General features: G+C 35.0%; 12 protein-coding genes and 1 tRNA gene. 5 read left to right on the top strand and 8 right to left on the bottom strand.

The genetic code is table 11. The annotated features are described in order from the left end of the window. Positions 1–15: 15 nt before the first annotated feature. The 5 genes from EJA19_RS07765 to rimP form a co-directional block, all read right to left on the bottom strand. On the bottom strand, positions 16–705 hold the full coding sequence (locus EJA19_RS07765; protein WP_125467795.1) for a T9SS type A sorting domain-containing protein: 690 nt from the start codon (positions 703–705) through the stop codon (positions 16–18). Between the two features lie 8 nt (positions 706–713). Then, a complete protein-coding gene (locus EJA19_RS07760) occupies positions 714–1,298 on the bottom strand; it encodes a phage tail protein (protein WP_240640246.1) in 585 nt (194 codons plus the stop codon). A gap of 109 nt (positions 1,299–1,407) precedes the next feature. Beyond that, positions 1,408–4,203 carry a translation initiation factor IF-2 gene (infB, locus tag EJA19_RS07755; protein ID WP_125467794.1) on the bottom strand — a complete coding sequence of 932 codons (2,796 nt, stop codon included), beginning with the start codon at positions 4,201–4,203 and terminating at the stop codon, positions 1,408–1,410. A 30-nt stretch (positions 4,204–4,233) separates the two neighbouring features. Continuing rightward, positions 4,234–5,466: a transcription termination factor NusA gene (gene nusA / locus EJA19_RS07750; RefSeq protein ID WP_125467793.1), complete on the bottom strand. Its 1,233-nt coding sequence runs from the start codon at positions 5,464–5,466 to the stop codon at positions 4,234–4,236. 9 nt (positions 5,467–5,475) lie between these two features. After that, positions 5,476–5,937, bottom strand: a complete 462-nt coding sequence (gene rimP, locus EJA19_RS07745; protein ID WP_125467792.1) for a ribosome assembly cofactor RimP — start codon at positions 5,935–5,937, stop codon at positions 5,476–5,478. 175 nt (positions 5,938–6,112) lie between these two features. Between rimP and EJA19_RS07740 the strand changes: the two genes are divergently transcribed. Further along, entirely contained in the window at positions 6,113–6,937 is an 825-nt protein-coding gene (locus EJA19_RS07740; RefSeq protein ID WP_125467791.1) for a universal stress protein, read from the top strand. A 38-nt stretch (positions 6,938–6,975) separates the two neighbouring features. On the opposite strand, the gene EJA19_RS07735 is transcribed toward EJA19_RS07740, so the two are convergent. Beyond that, a tRNA-Gln gene (locus tag EJA19_RS07735) sits at positions 6,976–7,048 on the bottom strand. Positions 7,049–7,200: 152 nt separating this feature from the next. Here EJA19_RS07735 and EJA19_RS07730 point away from each other — a divergent pair. Together EJA19_RS07730 and EJA19_RS07725 are read left to right on the top strand one after the other, a co-directional pair. Next, entirely contained in the window at positions 7,201–10,518 is a 3,318-nt protein-coding gene (locus tag EJA19_RS07730) for a DUF2723 domain-containing protein (RefSeq protein ID WP_125467790.1), read from the top strand. 5 nt (positions 10,519–10,523) lie between these two features. After that, positions 10,524–11,144 carry a polysaccharide deacetylase family protein gene (locus EJA19_RS07725; RefSeq protein WP_125467789.1) on the top strand — a complete coding sequence of 207 codons (621 nt, stop codon included), beginning with the start codon at positions 10,524–10,526 and terminating at the stop codon, positions 11,142–11,144. Here the strand turns inward: EJA19_RS07725 and EJA19_RS07720 are convergent, their stop codons facing one another. Further along, positions 11,145–11,441 carry a thioredoxin family protein gene (locus EJA19_RS07720; RefSeq protein ID WP_125467788.1) on the bottom strand — a complete coding sequence of 99 codons (297 nt, stop codon included), beginning with the start codon at positions 11,439–11,441 and terminating at the stop codon, positions 11,145–11,147. Between the two features lie 142 nt (positions 11,442–11,583). Next, positions 11,584–12,819 carry a metallophosphoesterase gene (locus EJA19_RS07715; RefSeq protein ID WP_125467787.1) on the bottom strand — a complete coding sequence of 412 codons (1,236 nt, stop codon included), beginning with the start codon at positions 12,817–12,819 and terminating at the stop codon, positions 11,584–11,586. A 112-nt stretch (positions 12,820–12,931) separates the two neighbouring features. Between EJA19_RS07715 and EJA19_RS07710 the strand changes: the two genes are divergently transcribed. Continuing rightward, positions 12,932–15,856, top strand: coding sequence for a GH92 family glycosyl hydrolase (locus EJA19_RS07710; protein ID WP_125467786.1), 2,925 nt, complete (start codon positions 12,932–12,934; stop codon positions 15,854–15,856). 5 nt (positions 15,857–15,861) lie between these two features. Continuing rightward, positions 15,862–16,866, top strand: a complete 1,005-nt coding sequence (locus EJA19_RS07705; protein ID WP_125467785.1) for an isoaspartyl peptidase/L-asparaginase family protein — start codon at positions 15,862–15,864, stop codon at positions 16,864–16,866. The last annotated feature ends 104 nt before the right edge of the window (positions 16,867–16,970 follow it).

Here is a 16,970-nt window from a genome sequence, read left to right as displayed (position 1 = left end):
ATTAAGCCGCTTTTTTTATTGAACAATAATTTTTTTTATCAGCCTATTTTTAGACGTCGTATTAATCTCCATGAGATATACACCAGTTTTAACTCCAGATAGACTTATATTTTCAAATTTATTAACTTGCTGTTTCACTATTTTTCCTTGCAAATTGAATAATGTAATATTAGAAATAGCATGATTAGGACTAGTTACAGAAATCATATCCTTTGCTGGTACTGGATAAACCTTAATGCTTGATAAAATATTCGAGCTAATATTTAAGGTTTCATCTTGCACATCGCCTATTAAAGTTGAATTTAGTTCTGTTAAGGCTCCACCACAATTGCCTTCTGTTACAACTGTATTTTCAATCCAAGTTCCTAACTGCAAGCTTGGTGGGTTAGGTGTTGAAGCTTCAGTATTGTAATAAATTAAAAAAGGACTTGAAAAATTACCGTCACCATCATCTGCAATAAATTCCCAGCGATTGTTTGTTTCACCCCATGATATTTCAAACTCACAAACCCCTATACCATGACAAGGTTGGTTTCCATCTACAGGCGTAGTTACAAAAATGTTTCTCCCTGTGGCATCTGATCCTGTATTTACGAAAGTGAAATCTTGATCGTTAAATAAATAATGACAACCATTAAAGGTGATTTGCCCATAACTAAACGAACAAAATAGCATCATAACAATATATATATAGTGTTTTGTCATGACTCTAATTAATTTCTAGATGGAAAAATTCCTTGAACACATATAACATAACGTAAACCTATATAAGGTTGCTTGTTATTTACTGGCATATTACCTCCTGAATTCCCAATCATATTGGGGTTCATAGCTGTAGGAGTTCCTCCATTAGCATACTCTTTGTCTAATAGTTTAGTGCCAGCAGGAAAGTTTCCTGTGGGCGTTGCACTATTTCCATCTTCAATCACAGCATTAACAGTATGATTATGTGATGGCATTTGTGAAACGGTTAATGTATTTGTTTCACTACCACCGGTGTCACCTAATTGCACCGTAGTTAATCCAGGTCCAGAACCTATGCCAACTGGCACACGACCTCTTAAATCTGGTAAAGCAAAAGTTGTTATACCATCACCACCATAAGTTATTCCTAAAAGTGAAAATAATGCGCTGTGCTGTGCAATTGATAAAAGACGACCATCACATTCCATCCAACCGCGTTGTTCAAAAGTAATAGCTGTTAATTTAATATCGCCTAAATAAGCTTCTTGAGCTTGTGTTGTTGTACTAAAAAAGGTAGTCATTAATAGCACGATAAGTGTCATTGTTTTTTTCATAATTAAAGTAATTTGTTAATAGCTAGCCAAAGAACGTGAAAAGAGACTAAAAAACACAAAAAAAAAGCGACCAAATTGGTCGCTTTCAAATATTTACACAAAGAAAATGTTATTTTAATTTCTTCTTAACCTCTACTTCTTGGAAGGCTTCAATTACATCTCCTTCTTTAATATCGTTATAGTTTTTAACTTGCATACCGCAATCGTAACCTTTAGACACTTCTTTAACATCGTCTTTAAAGCGTTTTAACGAGGCTAATTCGCCGGTGTAAATAACCACACCATCTCTAATAAGACGAATTCCAGAGTTTCTGTAAATCTTACCATTGGTTACCATACATCCTGCAATGGTTCCAATTTTAGAGATTTTGAAGGTTTCTCGTATTTCTGCTGTACCTGTAATTTCTTCTTTAAGTTCTGGTGACAACATACCTTCCATAGCATCTTTAAGATCGTTAATCGCATCGTAGATAATAGAGTATGTACGGATATCGATTTCTTCTTTGTCGGCTATTTGTCGTGCATTACCCATTGGTCTCACATTAAACCCTATAATAATAGCGTCTGATGCTGATGCCAGTAACACATCACTTTCGGTAATAGCTCCAACACCTTTATGAATAATATTGACCTGTATTTCCTCGGTTGATAGTTTCTGGAACGAATCGGTTAAAGCTTCAACAGATCCATCCACATCACCTTTAAGAATAATATTTAATTCTTGGAAATCACCTAAAGCAATACGACGACCAATTTCGTCTAATGTAATATGACGTTGTGTACGTACAGATTGCTCACGTTGTAATTGGGTACGTTTTGCAGCAATTTGCTTAGCTTCACGCTCATCCTCAAACACATTAAACTTATCACCTGCTTGCGGTGCACCATCTAATCCAAGAAGTGACACTGGTGTTGATGGTCCAGCTACTTCAATATCATTTCCTCTTTCGTCATGCATTGCTTTAACTTTACCACTATGCTTACCTGCTAAGACATAATCACCTATTTTAAGTGTTCCTGCTTGTACTAGCACCGTCGCAACGTAACCTCTTCCTTTATCTAAAAAGGCTTCAACAATGGTTCCTACTGCTGGTTTATCTGGATTTGCTTTAAGCTCTAACAGTTCGGCTTCTAACAAGACTTTTTCTAGTAGCTCGTTAACACCTTCTCCTGTTTTAGCTGATATGTCTTGCGATTGTACTTTACCTCCCCAATCTTCAACTAATAAGTTCATATTAGCTAAGCCTTCTTTAATTTTATCTGGGTTGGCGGTTGGTTTGTCAATCTTGTTAATTGCGAAAACAATTGGTACGCCAGCAGCTTGTGCGTGAGAGATAGCTTCTTTGGTTTGCGGCATAATATCATCATCTGCTGCCACAACAATAATAGCAATATCTGTTACTTGTGCACCACGAGCACGCATAGCCGTAAAGGCCTCGTGACCTGGTGTATCTAAAAAGGCAATTTTTTGACCATCTTCTAGAGTTACACCGTAAGCACCAATATGCTGTGTAATACCTCCCGATTCGCCAGCAATTACATTTTCTTCACGAACGTAATCTAACAAGGATGTTTTACCGTGATCTACGTGACCCATAACAGTTACTATTGGAGCACGAGATTGTAAATCTTCTGGTTTATCTTCAACTTCTTCTATAGACTCTTCAATATCTGATGTTACAAACTCTACTTCGTAACCAAATTCTTCTGCTACAATACTTAAGGTTTCGGCATCTAGACGTTGGTTCATGGTTACCATCATACCTAACGACATACATGCAGAGATAATTTGAGTCACAGAAACATCCATCATGGTAGCAACCTCACTAGCTGTAACAAACTCGGTTACTTTTAGTGTTTTACTATCGGCTTGTTCTGCCTGAAGTTCTTTTTCGGTTTGCTCTCTATGTTGTTCTCTTTTTTCTCTTCTATACTTGGCACCTTTTCCTTTACTAGACTTTCCTTGAAGTTTCTCAAGTGTCTCACGGATTTGCTTTTGTACTTCTTCTTCTGTAGGTTCTTCTTTTACTTGGCGTTTTTTGCCTTTATTTTTAGATCTGAACCTTTCGTTTTTATTATTAGATTGAGTTGAAGATTTACTTATTCTACGACGTTTTCTTCTTCCTCCTGAGGATTTATCGTCGTCCTTTTTATTTTTATTATCCTTTTTCTTTTTAGGCTTATTGAATTGAGAAAGGTCTATTTTTTCACCAGCAATTTTAGGTCCAGAAAGTTTTTTGTATTGGGTTTCTACAACTTCCTTTTTAGGTTCTGTAGATTCTTTTTCTGGTGCGGCTTGTTTTACCTCCTTTTTAGGTTCTTTCTTTTTCTTCTCGTCCTTTTTAGGGGTTTCTTCAGCTTTTTTAGGTTTTGGCTTTTCGGCTGGAGCTGGAGTTTCCTCTTTTTTCTTTTTAGGTTTTGTTGCAGCTTTTTCTTTTGGTTGAGTTTCTTTCTTTTCAACCACTTTCTCTTCCTCTTTTTTCTTAGCAACTGGCTCTTCGGCTTTCTTTTCTGGCTTTTCGTCTTTCTTTTTGTTTTCAAGATCGATTTTACCAACTTGCTTAGGTCCAGAAAGTTTTGTTTTGGCTCTTACAACGTCCTCTTCTTTTTTAGCAGCTTCTTCTTTAGCGCTTTTTTCTTTTTCTTTTTGCTCTATTTCACGCTCACGCTCTTCCCTTAAGGCTTCTTTTTCTTTTTGTTTTGCCTCACTAACTTCTTTTGATGCTACTTTTTTATCGGCATCGGTTTGAAATTCATCTGAAAGGATTTGATAAACTTCATTTGAAATTTTTGTAGTTGGACGCTTCTCTATTTCGACACCTTTTGAATCTAAATATTCAACGGCACGATCTAAAGAAATGTTTAATTCGCGTAAAACTTTATTTAACCTAATTGTTCCAGCCATAAATTGCTTTAAAAATAACCTAATTAAATTCTATTCTTCAAATTCTTCTTTAAGAATTCTTCTTACTTCTTCTATTGTTTCTTCTTCTAAATCTGTTCTCTTGACTAAATCTTCAACCTCTAGCTCTAATACGCTTTTTGCCGTATCTAGACCTACACGTTTTAATTCATCAATAATCCATTTTTCTATTTCATCTGAGAATTCAGACAGTTCTACATCTTCTTCTGCTCCTTCTCTAAACACGTCTATTTCGTAACCCGTTAATTGGCCTGCTAGACGAATGTTGTGTCCGCCACGACCAATAGCTTTGCTAACTTCTTCTGGTTTTAGCATAGCTTCGGCACGTTTGTTTTCTTCATCTATTTTTATAGATGTTACGCGTGCTGGGCTAAGTGCTCTTGTAATAAACAACTGCAAATTGTTTGTATAGTTTATTACGTCTATATTTTCGTTACCTAATTCTCTTACAATACCATGAATACGAGATCCTTTCATTCCTACACAGGCGCCTACTGGATCTATTCTATCATCGTATGAATCTACGGCTACTTTGGCTTTTTCACCTGGAATTCTAACCACTTTTTTAATAGTAATTAATCCGTCGAAAACTTCAGGAATTTCCTGTTCAAATAGTTTTTCTAAGAAAACAGGTGATGTTCTTGACATGATAATAGACGGCTTGTTTCCTTTAAGGTCTACTGTTTCTATTATTCCTCTTACGTTATCGCCTTTTCTAAAGAAATCTGAAGGGATTTGTCTATCTTTTGGTAAGATAATTTCGTTTCCTTCGTCGTCTAAAAGAATAACTGCTCTATGACGTATATGATGTACTTCTGCAGTGTATATTTCTCCTATTAATTCTTTAAATTGCTTATATATATTAGTGTTATCGTGTTCGTGTATTTTAGATATTAAGTTTTGTCTTAATGCTAAGATGGCACGGCGTCCAAGATCTACTAATTTTACTTCTTCAGATACATCTTCTCCAACTTCAAAATCTGGCTCAATCTTACGAGCTTCTGTTAAAGAAATTTCTTGATTTGAATTTTCTACTTCGCCATCGGCAACTACAATTCTATTTCTCCAAATTTCTAAATCTCCTTTATCCGGGTTTATAATGATATCAAAATTATCGTCATCTCCAAATTTTCTCTTTAAGGCTGCTCTAAAAACTTCTTCTAAAATAGCCATTAACGTCACACGATCTATTAACTTATCGTCCTTGAACTCTGAAAACGAATCAATTAACGCAAGATTTTCCATATCAACAAATTAAAATTTAATCATAACTTTAGCTTCTACTATATTTTCGTAGGCAATATTAGCCTCTTTTTTTACGGTATGTTTTCCCTTACCTACTGGTTTAGGTTCTCTGGCTTTCCATGTTAATGTAATGCCTTCGTTTGTTGCATTGGCAAGATTACCTTCGTAAGTATCGTCGTTAGTTTTTACTTTTAACGATCTTCCTAAATTCTTCTTATACTGTCGCTGGTTAACCAATGGCGATGTTGCTCCAGCCGAAGTTACTTGTAAAGAGAAGTCTTGTTCTTCTCTATCTAAGTTGTGCTCTACGGCACGACTTACAAAAATACAATCTTCAACAGTAACGCCATTATCACCATCTATCACTACTTTTATAGAATAATCCTCGCCAATAGTAAAGTCTATTAAAAATAGATTATCTCTTTCCTCTAGGGCTTTTTCAAGTAATTTTTTTACGGTGTCTTTAAACATTTTTTAGTATAAAAAGAGGGGACTTCCCGTCCCCTCATGTAATTCTTTGTCCTAACAACGGTGCAAATATACAACAAAATTATTGATTTTCACAATGATTAGGAAGTCATTTTTTATTCTTAAATTTAATGTTATCAACTAAAAAGCTAATTCAAAACTCTTAAAAACATCGCTCATGAAAAAATTACTCGTTCCCACCGATTTTTCTAAAGAAGCCGAAAATGCATTAAAAGTTGCTGCGCAACTAGCAAAAAATCATCATTGTGAAATATATTTATTGCACTTTATAGAAATGCCGCTTCAACAAATAGATGTAATAAACAATCATAGCGACTTACCAGAAGCTATGTTTTTTATGAAGTTGGCAAGACAAAAGTTTGAAGAGGTATTAGATAGCGATTACCTAAAAGACATTACAGTACACGATATTGTTGAGTTTGGCGAAAATTTTGCCAACTTATCTAACATAGGCAAAGAAAAGGGTGCCGATTTAATTGTTATGGGATCACATGGCGCCAGTGGTTTAAAAGAAATGTTTATTGGGTCTAATGCTGAAAAAGTAGTGAGAACATCTGAAATACCCGTTCTTGTTATAAAAAATGAACACGACAATTTTGATATCAACGACTTTGTATTTGCTTCCGATTTTAAAAACGATAACAAGGAGACTTACAAACAGGCTTCTGAATTAGCAGAAAAATTTAATGCTAAGATACACTTGTTAATGGTAAATACAGTTAGCCAATTTTCCACAACTACTAAAGCTAAAAACAGAATTAAAAATTTTATTAAAGATTATCCTTTTGATAATTACACCGTAAACATATACAACGACACAAGTGTTGAAAACGGTATTTTAAACTTCTCTAAAGACATAAATGCTGATTTAATAGGCATAAGCACACATGGTAGGCAAGGTATAGCACACTTTTTTAATGGTAGTATTAGCGAAGACTTAGTAAACCACGCTAAAAAGCCAGTTATTACTTTTAAAATTTAAGCCACAAAAAAAGCCTCCGAAAAATCCGGAGGCTTTTGTTGGCCTACTAGGGCTCGAACCTAGACTCTTCTGGACCAAAACCAGACGTGTTGCCAGTTACACCATAGGCCATTCTTGTTTTGAGGTGGCAAATTTACAACAAACTTTTTTATCAGCAAACATTTTTTAAATAAAATATATGTTCAATACTTAACGTTTCCTTAAATATAGTTTTCGTTACATAATTATTGTTAAATTCGCTGCATCTATCAAATAAAGAGAATATGACAGACCTTAGCTTTAAAAAATGGAATACCCTATTAGGTTGGTTTTCCTTTTTAATTGCCTTAATAACATATAGCCTAACTGTTGAACCTACAGTAAGTTACTGGGATGCTGGTGAGTACATTTTAACTTCTTCAAAATTACAAGTTGGACACCCACCTGGCGCGCCACTATTTCAAATGTTTGGCGCTTTTTTCTCCATTTTTGCTTTTGGCGATCCTACTAAAATTGGTTTAGTTATGAATATGATGAGTGCTGTAGCTAGCGCTTTTACTATTCTATTTATGTTTTGGACGATTACACTCCTACTAAAAAAAATAATTACGTTTAACAATGGCCAGTTTTCACAAGGCAAAAAAGTAGCAGTTTTAGGAAGTGCTCTAGTAGGCAGCTTAGCCTTTACATTTACCGATTCGTTTTGGTTTAATTCGGTTGAAACCGAGGTGTATGCTATGGCCACACTAATCATGTCTGCTTTATTTTACTTAGGACTTCGTTGGGAGCAAGATATGGACAAACCCAGAGGTAATAAATGGCTTATTTTAATTGCCTTTTTAATTGGATTATCGTTTGGTGTACACTTTATGGGACTGCTAACTATTCCTGCCATAGGCTTAATTTATTATTTTAAAAACTATAAAACCATCACTATTAAAAACTTCATTATAGCCAATGTTGTTTCTGTGGCTATATTACTTTTTATCTTTAAGCTTTTAGCCCCTAATATTCTTAGGTTTTTTAGTAGTATGGAATTGTTTTTTGTAAACTCCGTTGGGTTACCTTTTAATTCAGGGACCATCATTGCAGGGCTTATACTAATCGCTTTTGTATATTTTGGCTTAAAATACACCAGAGAAAAACAATACAAACACCTCAATACAGCTCTATTATGTGTAACGTTTGTAGTTATAGGGTTTTCTACTTGGTTAATGCTCCCTATTCGCGCCAATGCCGATGTTGTAATTAATGAAAATGACCCTTCTGACGCTAGAGAACTATTAGCTTATTACAACCTAGAACAATACCCCAAAACCTATTTGTTTTACGGACCCCAATTCACCGATCAGTTTTCTGGTTTAGATGAAGACCAGCCCTATATAGATGACAAACCTAACTACGAAAAAGACTATAAAAAAGGAGAGTATGTTATTATAAACGATTGGAAAAATGCTAAACAAAATTATAATTCCGATCACGCCTCTATACTACCACGAATGTGGAGCACCGAGCATGCAGAAAATTACATGCTTTTTACGGGCTATTTAGATTTTAATCTTAAGCCAGAATACCAAATGGAAAACGAGCTTCGCAATGCTGTTTTTGGTTTTAAAAACGATGTCGCTCAAGGTTTGGTAGATTATGAAGATTACATGAGTTTTTTAAGACAATTCAGTCAATATATCGACATTGAAAAACCTTCTTTAGGAAGTAATGTTGCTTATCTTTTAGAATACCAATTAGGCTATATGTACTGGCGTTATTTTATGTGGAATTTTGTTGGAAGACAAGATGATATACAAGGTAAATACGATAATCATGGTAACTGGCTAAGCGGCATTAAATTTATAGATGAGTGGCACTTAGGGCTTTCTCAAGACAATCTACCAAGTGACGTAGAAAACAATAAAGGACGAAACACATATTATTTCTTACCATTTATTCTTGGGTTAATAGGTTTCTTTTTCCTTTTTAATAAAGACAAAAAATTGTTTTGGGTCATGCTTGTATTTTTCCTATTTACTGGTTTAGCCATACAAGTATATACCAATGTACGCCCATTCGAACCTAGAGAACGAGACTATTCGGTTGTTGGCTCTTTTTATGTTTTTGCTTTATGGATTGGTTTTGGCGTGTACGCTTTATACGATATGTTAAAAAAACATATCAAAACTAAAATGCTTGCACCAGCGATAACTTTGGTCTGCCTTATCTTAGTTCCTGGAATTTTAGCTGCTAACAATTGGGACGACCATGACCGCTCTGGGAAATACACCGCAAGATCTATGGCCAAAAAATACTTAGATTCTTGTGCAGAAAACGGTATCCTATTCACCATTGGCGACAATGATACGTTTGCCCTTTGGTACGCTCAAGAAATTGAAGGCTACAGAACCGATGTGCGTGTAGTTAACACAAGCTTATTTCAAACCGATTGGTATATCGACCAAATGAAACGCAAAGCTTACGAGAGCGACCCTATCCCGTCTCAATTAACTCACGACCAATATCGCTATGGTACTAGAGATTATATTATGAAACGCTTAATGTCTAAAGACACTATGGACATTAAAGACTTTTTAAATTTTGTCTCTAGCGAGAACCCTAGAACAAAATTTAAATACGTATTGCAGCAGCAAGGAGAAGACCCTAGCTTTTATCCAACACAATTAACAAACTCAAATTATTTCCCTGTAGAAAACATTAGTATTCCTGTAAATAAAAACAATGCTATTAAGAGTGGTATTGTTAAAGAAAAGGATGCGAGTAATATTGTAGATAGTCTTTACATTACAATTACAGGAAGTGCGCTTTATAAAAACAGACTGTTAATGCTTGATGTTGTTGCCAATAATAACTGGGAAAGACCAATTTATTTTACTGGTGGCGCTTTTGGAGATGAGGATTACATTTGGATGAAAGATTACCTACAACTAGATGGCATGTGTTACAAATTAGTGCCCATAAAAACACCTGTAGACCGAGCCAACCCTTTTGATATGGGACGCGTAGATAGCGATTTAATGTATAATAAAGTTGTTAATTGGGATTGGGGAAATAGTGGTAACGACGATATTTACCACGATCCAGAAACACGTAAAAACGCTATAACTTATCGCGGTAATCTGGCAAGACTAGTTGAACAGCTTATTAATGAAGACAAATTTGATAAAGCCGAAGAAGTAGCTGACATTGCTATGGAAAATATGCCTGTTGAACATTTTAACTACTACACGTTATTAGAACCATACATTGGCGCTTATTACGAAGTAGACAACAAAGAAAAAGCCCGACAGTTATTTAAACAAGTTGCCGAAAAATATCAAGAAAACTTGACCTATTACGGAAACCTAAAAATTGAAAATCAGTACAATTTACTTGAAGACATTTTAACCGACATTGAACGCTATAGAGGCATCTTAGATGTTTTAGATGAGTATGATGAAGCGTTTTCTAAAACAGAAAACAACATATTTTCAGATTACCTAGATCTATTCAGTCATTTTTATGAAGATGAAGAAACTGAAAGCCCTAAACAGGATATTGATATAGATGACGTTTTAGAAAGCGACAGTTTGTTAATCGATTTAAATGAATAACCCTAATGGCTAGAGTTCCTGCTAAACTTCCAGCCATAGTTAAATATGTGTTCCCAAACTATGTTTGGAATGTAAACACCAACAAAAAACACATTTATCTAACTTTTGATGATGGTCCAACACCTAAAATTACACCTTGGGTCTTGGATCAACTTCAAAAGTATAATGCGAAAGCCACGTTTTTTTGCATAGGAAATAATGTAGATAAACATCCCGAAATCTTCAATCAGATACTTAGTCAAGGTCATACTGTTGGTAACCACACCTACAACCATATAAAAGGCTGGAAAACTAATACCAATGATTATGTAGAAAATGTTATAGCAGCATCTAAAGTAATTTCATCAAAGCTATTTAGACCGCCTTACGGTAGAATTACCAGAAAACAAGCACATTTAATTTCAGAAAAAGGCTTTAAAATTATTATGTGGAGTGTAATTTCGGTAGACTGGGATAAATCTCTTACTAAAGAAACATGTTTAAACAACGTTATTAAAAACACAAAGAAAGGAAGTATTGTTGTTTTTCATGATAGTGTTAAAGCGTCTAAAAACATGCAGTATGCGCTCCCTAAGGTATTGGAGTACTATTCAAAAAAAGGATACGAGTTTAAATCGTTACAATAACTAAACGTATTTTTGCATAACTTCTATAAGTGTATTTGCATCTTGCTCGCCGCTATGGCGCCATTTCATTTCGCCGTTTTTATAAATAATTAATGTTGGTAGTCCTTTTACACGAAGTGCTTCGGCAAGTTCTTTATTTTTATCAACGTCTATTTTAATCACTTTAGCTTTATCGCCTAAAGCTGCAGCTACATCTCTTAAAATAGCATGCATAACTGTTGATTCCTCGTTCCATTCTGTAAAAAAATCAAGTAGAACAGGAACGTCTACATCTATAAGTTCCCCAAATTTAGACATACATTTATGGTTTAATATTAAATGCGTTAGTACAAACCTACATATTTTTATCGTTTTGTTGTAAGGGGCAACAGTAGTAAGCTCATAACGTATTTATTATAAAGATAAGTATTTTCTTATTAAAAAGTCTTATGCGCATAAATTATGTAGTTTTTGAGGCTTTTTTCAATTCTATAACGGTTACTTCTGGCCATATACCTACTCTACCAGGAAAGGCATGATAACCAAAGCCTCTATTTACATTAATAAAACGCCCAAACTCTTCGTAAAGACCAGCCCATTGCTTGTAAACATATTTTGAAGGGCTCCATTTTATTAATCCAGGAATTTCAATACCCATTTGAAGACCATGCGTATGGCCGCTTAAAGTTAAGTGATAATGAAAATCGTCTTGTTTAACTTGATTTTCCCAATGTGAAGGATCGTGAGACATTAAAATTTTAAAATCAGATTTATCAACACCAACTTTGGCCTTATTTAAATCGCCAGCTTGGTTAAACCCTTTCCCCCAATTTTCAACGCCTATTAAAGCAATTTTTTCGCCATCTTTTTCAATATAACGGTTTTCATTCATTAATAAATCAAATCCTATTTTAGGATGCAATTCCTGAATTTTTCTAAAATTAGCTACCTTATCGTCTTCTGTTTCCCAATCAACATAATCGCCATAATCGTGGTTCCCGAGTATAGAGTACTTCCCTTTTGGTGCTTTTAACGCCTTAAACATAGTTACCCAATCATCCATTTCGGAAGCAACATTGTTTACAATATCGCCTGTAAACAATATAACATCCGATTGTTGCTCGTTTATTAAATCTACCCCATATTGTATCTTCTTAGCATTGGTAAAACTCCCTGAGTGGATATCGGAAATTTGTGTTATGGTAAACCCATCAAAAGCATCTGGTAAATCATCAAAAGCTAACTGATATTTAAGCACCTTATAATTATATCTTCCTTGTACTATTCCATATAAAAAAGAAGCAAAAGGTATGGCTGCTAAGCCTAACGCTATTTTTGAAATAAATGCACGCCTACCTTGAATAGGTTGTGTTTGCCCAGGAGTAAACCAACTCACTAATTTAACGCCAAAACGCCAAATGTCTTCAGAAAACATTCCTAGAATTAAAATGGCTTTAGGGATTAAGATGGTTAGCATAAACCCAACGGCATATTGAAATTGCAAGGTTTGACCAACACTTCTAGAGGTTGAAAAGATAACATAAAGTAAATTAGCATATACTAAAGCAGAGACCCCTAACCAAACGCCTTTAATTACTCGACTTCTAGTTATGGTTTTTAGTGCTTGAAAAGCATAAGCTTCAGCTATAAATATAATGACCGCTAAAATGATTAGCCGTATTACCCAACGTGACATATTACAATTTTACATCAAAGATAATTGAATTTTAGCTCTTTAAGCTGTATCAAAATAGCTTTAACTATACATTAAGAATTAGTATCTTTCACCAGTATTTATAAAAAACAAAATGAAACACCCTTTTTTAATTCTTTTTTTAAGCCTTCTACTACTTAATTGTTCTAACCCTACTAGTGGGCAACTTGCTGCAAAAAAAGACACTTCCTTAATTTCTTACGTTAATCCATTTATAGGAACAGGCGGGCATGGACACACCTACCCTGGAGCGACAATGCCTTTTGGCATGATGCAACTTAGTCCAGATACCAGATTAGACGGTTGGGACGGCTGTTCAGGCTACCATTATTCCGATAATTATATCTATGGATTTTCGCATACACATTTAAGTGGTACCGGTGTTTCAGATTATGGCGATATTTTATTAATGCCCACAAACAAAGCAACCTTTAATAATGGTGCTGATGGCAAACAAGGATATCGTGCTCATTTTAGCCATGATAATGAAATAGCCGAACCTGGTTTTTACAGTGTATTATTAGATTCTACCAATATTAATGTAGAATTAACCATCTCCAAACGAAGCGGGATTCATAAATATAAATTTCCTAATTCCGATAATCAATATGTGATTTTAGATTTAGAACATCGCGATATGTTACTATCGCATAACATAACACAACTAGACAATAAAACAATTAAAGGACACAGACATAGTAAAGCTTGGGCAACAGACCAACGGTTATTTTATTACATGACGTTTTCCGAAGCCATAGACACTATCATTTATAACACCACTAATAATCCCACAAAGGCTGCTATTCGCTTTAAAAACCCCGACAACAATCCTCTATATACTAAAATTGCCATCTCGGCAGTAGACAACATAGGAGCACAAAAAAACCTTGAAGAAGAAATTGGTGCCAAAACGTTTTCAGAAATAAAAGCTGAAGCCCAAAACACATGGGAGCAACAACTAAGCAAGATTATTATTGAAAGTAATAATAATGATTACAAAACTAATTTTTACACAGCGCTTTACCACACCATGATTGCCCCTAATTTATATCAGGATGTTGATGGCCGATATCGTGGTATGGATTTAAACATTCACGAAACGAAAAAATTTGAATATCATACGGTGTTTTCACTCTGGGACACGTATCGCGCAACACACCCGTTATATACCATAATCGAGCAAGACCGAACTAATGATTTTATCAATACGTTTTTAGCTAAATACGATGAAGGCGGCATAATGCCTATTTGGGATTTAAGTGCTAATTATACAGGATGCATGATTGGTTACCACGCCGTTCCTGTTATTGCCGATGCGTATTTAAAAAATATTAGAGGTTATAATACCGAAAAAGCATTTAATGCTATGAAGCATAGTGCCACTCGTGATAAATTGGGACTAAAATCGTATAAAGAATTGGGGGTTATTCCTGTAGAAGAGGAAAGCGAGTCCGTTTCAAAAACGTTGGAATATGCTTATGACGATTGGACCATTGCACAAATGGCCAAAGCTATGGGCAAAAACAAAGATTATAAAACTTATCTCCAACGCGCACAAAACTACAAAAACGTATTTGACCCAAAAACGCAGTTTATGCGTGGTAGATTTAGAAACACCTGGTTTTCACCTTTCGACCCTTATGAAGTAAATTTTAATTACACCGAAGCCAACTCGTGGCAATACAGCTATTATGTACCTCAAGATATCTCTGGTTTTACAACACTGTTGGGTGGTAAACATCAACTAGAAACCAATCTAGATAAACTTTTTACAGCTGAAGATAAAACGTCTGGCAGACATCAAGTAGATATTACAGGGCTAATTGGGCAATATGCTCATGGTAACGAGCCAAGTCATCACATGGCATATTTATATAATTTTGTTAACAAGCCTTATAAAACACAAGAAAAAGTACATCAAATACTAACCGAACTTTACACAAATGCGCCAGATGGGATTTCTGGTAATGAAGATTGCGGACAAATGAGTGCTTGGTATGTGTTTTCTTCTTTAGGATTCTACCCTGTAACTCCTGCAAGCAATACATACATTATTGGAACGCCACTTTTTGACGAAGCAACCATAACCTTGGAGAACAAAAATCAGTTTACCGTTGTAGCCAAAAACCTCTCAAAAGAAAATAAGTATATTCAATCTGCCACTTTAAACGGGAAACCTTTAAATAAAACCTACATTAAGCATTCAGATATTATAAATGGAGGTCTATTAATTTTTGAAATGAGCAATCAACCCTCGTCTTGGGGTACACAACAAGGTGAAGAACCCATCACCAAAATAGACGAGCATCTTATAACTCCCGCACCATTTATTGCAAAAGGCAACATCGCTTTTAAAGACAAAACAGAGGTTACTTTAAAAAATGTCGATGACGAAACAACTATTTTTTACAAATTAAACCATTCGGATTATACAAAATATATTTCTCCATTCACAATTTCAGAAGCAACTACGCTTTCTGTTTATGCTGAAAAAAACAATATTAAAAGTTCTGTAATAATTACTAAATTTAACAAAATAAACCCCAACCTATCTATTACGCTAGAGAACCAATATGCTAATCAATATAATGGCGGTGGCAATAATGCTTTAATCGATGGTGTCCTTGGCACAACCGATTTTAGAACAGGCACTTGGCAAGGATATCACAACACAGATTTAATCGCTATTGTTGATTTAGGAAAGGTAAAATCAATTAACACCATTAGTATTAATTTTTTACAAGATCAAAAGTCGTGGATTTTCTTCCCAACAGAAGTTGAATGTTGGGTTTCAGACAATCCAAACAGATTTTACAAAAGTCTTCCTAAACAAACGTTTAACAACAAAACACCTGCAACAACTAACCAGATAAAACCTGCCACATTCAACATGAATGGCTATAAAGCACGTTATATAAAAATTAAAGCAAAAACATTGGGCGAACTTCCAACATGGCATTTAGGACATAAACACGACGGTAGAAGTTGGCTATTTGCTGATGAAATCACTATAAAATAATGTAAATGAAACGCAGAAAATTTATAAAAAATGCCTCACTAACAGGTATTGGCTTAAGTGTTAGCGCTTCGGTCTTAGCATGCGACAAAAACACTTCAAAAACAAAACACCTAACTACTGTTAGTACAACACCATCTCTACCATTAGTTATCGCCACATGGAATGTTCCTAATGCTACCGCAAAAGCATGGCATATACTAGAAAACGGTGGCTCGGCTCTAGATGCTGTTGAGCAAGGCTGTATGGTAGAAGAAGCCGACGTAAATAATACTTCGGTTGGCAAAGGAGGATTACCAGATCGTGATGGCCACGTAACTTTAGATGCTTGTATTATGGACAAACATGGTAATTGTGGTTCGGTGGTATGTCTGGAAAATATCACACACGCTGTTTCTGTAGCTAGAAACGTTATGGAGAAAACACCACATGTTATGCTTGCAGGTAAAGGCGCAGAACAGTTTGCCTACGAGCAAGGCTTTAAAAAAGAAAATCTTTTAACCGAAGCTTCTAAAAAAGCTTGGGAAGATTGGAAGATAAAAAGTGAATACAAGCCTATTATTAATATAGAAAACCACGATACCATAGGTATGTTAGCTATTGATAAAAATGGTGATATTTCTGGGGCGTGTACTACTAGCGGACTAGCTTATAAAATGCATGGTCGTGTAGGAGATTCGCCTATAATAGGCTCTGGTTTATATGTTGATAATGAAGTTGGTGCTTGCGTTGCAACTGGATTAGGCGAAGAGGTAGTAAAAACAGTAGGAAGTTTTTTAGTCGTAGAATTAATGCGTCAAGGGAAATCGCCACAAGAGGCTTGCGAGGAAGCTATAAGTAGAATTGTAAATAAACCTAATAGCAATTACAAGAATTTTCAAGTGGGCTATATTGCTGTTAACAAACAGGGTGAAACTGGTAGTTATGCAATTCATCAATGGTTTAGCATGACCAAATACCAAAACAATAACAATGACAATATACAAGCTACTTTTTATTTAAAAGACAAGTAATCATTTTACCGAAAAACCTGCATTTCATCGAAAAATAGACACAAATCAACTTAAAAATAAATCGCAAATACCTCACTTACAGAATATTACACCTATAAATGCAT

Origin of the sequence: Mangrovimonas spongiae (assembly GCF_003944795.1) — a bacterium.
GTDB classification, from domain to species: Bacteria; Bacteroidota; Bacteroidia; order Flavobacteriales; family Flavobacteriaceae; genus Mangrovimonas; species Mangrovimonas spongiae.
This window is presented reverse-complemented; position numbering and strand designations above follow the sequence as displayed.